This is a genomic window from Enterococcus sp. CSURQ0835, from assembly GCF_902706605.1.
Lineage (GTDB): Bacteria > Bacillota > Bacilli > Lactobacillales > Enterococcaceae > Enterococcus_A.
This window is the reverse complement of sequence record NZ_CACSLH010000066.1, coordinates 1-1,705: the sequence shown is the minus strand read 5'-3', so window position 1 is coordinate 1,705 and position 1,705 is coordinate 1. Positions and strand designations below refer to the sequence as shown.

At 46.3% G+C, this 1,705-nt stretch carries 1 protein-coding gene, 13 tRNA genes and 1 rRNA gene; all 15 read left to right on the top strand.

Translation table 11 applies throughout. The annotated features are described in order from the left end of the window. Nucleotides 1-11: 11 nt before the first annotated feature. Nucleotides 12-127 (top strand): 5S ribosomal RNA (gene rrf / locus GVJ38_RS14095). Nucleotides 128-133: 6 nt separating this feature from the next. Further along, a tRNA-Asn gene (locus GVJ38_RS14090) sits at nucleotides 134-207 on the top strand. Nucleotides 208-261: 54 nt separating this feature from the next. After that, a tRNA-Ser gene (locus GVJ38_RS14085) sits at nucleotides 262-351 on the top strand. Nucleotides 352-375: 24 nt separating this feature from the next. Continuing rightward, nucleotides 376-447 (top strand) — tRNA-Glu (locus GVJ38_RS14080). Nucleotides 448-462: 15 nt separating this feature from the next. Continuing rightward, nucleotides 463-535: transfer RNA gene (locus tag GVJ38_RS14075), tRNA-Val, on the top strand. A gap of 3 nt (nucleotides 536-538) precedes the next feature. Further along, a tRNA-Asp gene (locus GVJ38_RS14070) sits at nucleotides 539-611 on the top strand. Nucleotides 612-651: 40 nt separating this feature from the next. Further along, nucleotides 652-727 (top strand) — tRNA-Phe (locus GVJ38_RS14065). Nucleotide 728: 1 nt separating this feature from the next. Beyond that, a tRNA-Tyr gene (locus tag GVJ38_RS14060) sits at nucleotides 729-809 on the top strand. Between the two features lie 6 nt (nucleotides 810-815). Further along, nucleotides 816-889, top strand: a tRNA-Trp gene (locus GVJ38_RS14055). A 2-nt stretch (nucleotides 890-891) separates the two neighbouring features. Then, nucleotides 892-964 (top strand) — tRNA-His (locus tag GVJ38_RS14050). 15 nt (nucleotides 965-979) lie between these two features. Beyond that, nucleotides 980-1,051, top strand: a tRNA-Gln gene (locus tag GVJ38_RS14045). Nucleotides 1,052-1,068: 17 nt separating this feature from the next. Beyond that, a tRNA-Cys gene (locus GVJ38_RS14040) sits at nucleotides 1,069-1,139 on the top strand. A gap of 35 nt (nucleotides 1,140-1,174) precedes the next feature. Beyond that, nucleotides 1,175-1,258 (top strand) — tRNA-Leu (locus GVJ38_RS14035). A 209-nt stretch (nucleotides 1,259-1,467) separates the two neighbouring features. Next, nucleotides 1,468-1,540 (top strand) — tRNA-His (locus GVJ38_RS14030). After that, on the top strand, nucleotides 1,516-1,705 hold a 190-nt coding region (locus tag GVJ38_RS14380; RefSeq protein ID WP_235032925.1), incomplete at its 3' end, for a hypothetical protein. The genes GVJ38_RS14030 and GVJ38_RS14380, both read left to right, overlap by 25 nt.

Sequence of the window (1,705 nt, the reverse complement as noted above, 5' to 3'; positions counted from 1 at the left end):
CAATTAAATAGTGTGGTGGCGATAGCATGAAGGATACACCTGTTCCCATGTCGAACACAGAAGTTAAGCTTCTTAGCGCCGATCGTAGTGAGGGGTTGCCCCTTGTGAGAGTAGGACGTCGCCACGCTGTTATTCCGGCATAGCTCAGTTGGTAGTAGCGCATGACTGTTAATCATGATGTCGTAGGTTCGAGTCCTACTGCCGGAGTTTCTCAATGAGAAAATAAAAGTTAGAGTTATGGGCTGTTATGCTCCAATTCTTGGAGAGTTGTCCGAGAGGCCGAAGGAGCATGATTGGAAATCATGTAGGCGGGCTAATCCTGTCTCAAGGGTTCGAATCCCTTACTCTCCGTTAGTTTCTAAATTTTTGTCTTATGGCCCGTTGGTCAAGCGGTTAAGACACCGCCCTTTCACGGCGGTAACACGGGTTCGAGTCCCGTACGGGTCATTAATTAAATATCCTGGAGGTTTAGCTCAGCTGGGAGAGCATCTGCCTTACAAGCAGAGGGTCAGCGGTTCGATCCCGTTAACCTCCATTCGGTTCCGTGGTGTAGGGGTTAACATGCCTGCCTGTCACGCAGGAGATCGCGGGTTCAAATCCCGTCGGGACCGTATTTTATTTAATTATTTTGATAATTTAATATTATCCTATGGCGCGGTAGCTCAGTTGGTAGAGCAACGGATTGAAGCTCCGTGTGTCGGCAGTTCGATTCTGTCCCGCGCCACCATGGAGGAGTAGCGAAGTGGCTAAACGCGACGGACTGTAAATCCGTTCCTTCGGGTTCAGTGGTTCGAATCCACTCTCCTCCATTTAATAGGGGCATAGTTTAAAGGTAGAACAGCGGTCTCCAAAACCGTTAGTGTGGGTTCAATTCCTGCTGCCCCTGCCATGGCGATCGTGGCGAAGTGGTTAACGCACCGGATTGTGGCTCCGGCACTCGTGGGTTCGATTCCCATCGATCGCCCTTTATTATTATTATTGGGGTATAGCCAAGCGGTAAGGCATCAGACTTTGACTCTGACATGCGTTGGTTCGAATCCAGCTACCCCAGTTGCCTATTTTGAATATGGCGGTATAGCCAAGTGGTAAGGCAGAGGTCTGCAAAACCTTCATCACCGGTTCAAATCCGGTTACCGCCTTTACTTATTTTCAAAATATGGTAAAATATAAGCATGCCGGCGTGGCGGAATTGGCAGACGCGCTGGACTCAAAATCCAGTGCCCGCGAGGGCGTGCCGGTTCGACCCCGGCCGCCGGTATCAATGAACACACCAACGTAATTTATGTTGGTGTGTTTTTTTTAGAAGTTCTACAAGATTGCAGTGTCAGTTTTCAGATTGTTAAAATAGCAATATGAAGCTTGATATTTTCTTTGTTTAAAAAAACATCAGAATTTTTGTAAAAAATTATTGAATTCATAAATGAAGAACTGTATAATAGCAAAGTACTCATTAAGAGGCCTATCATGGCGGATATGGCGAAGGGGTTAACGCACCGGATTGTGGCTCCGGCACGCATGGGTTCGATTCCCATTATTCGCCCTAGAGAATGGAAAAAGTCAAGCGACATTGTTCGCTTGACTCAGACTGTAGACAAAGTCCCTTTTTGGATGATGTTTACAGTCTTTTCTTTTATAATAGAATTGAAAACGAATTCAATGCTATTGAAAGGAATGAGAGCGATGATGTCAAAACATCCGTTAGATG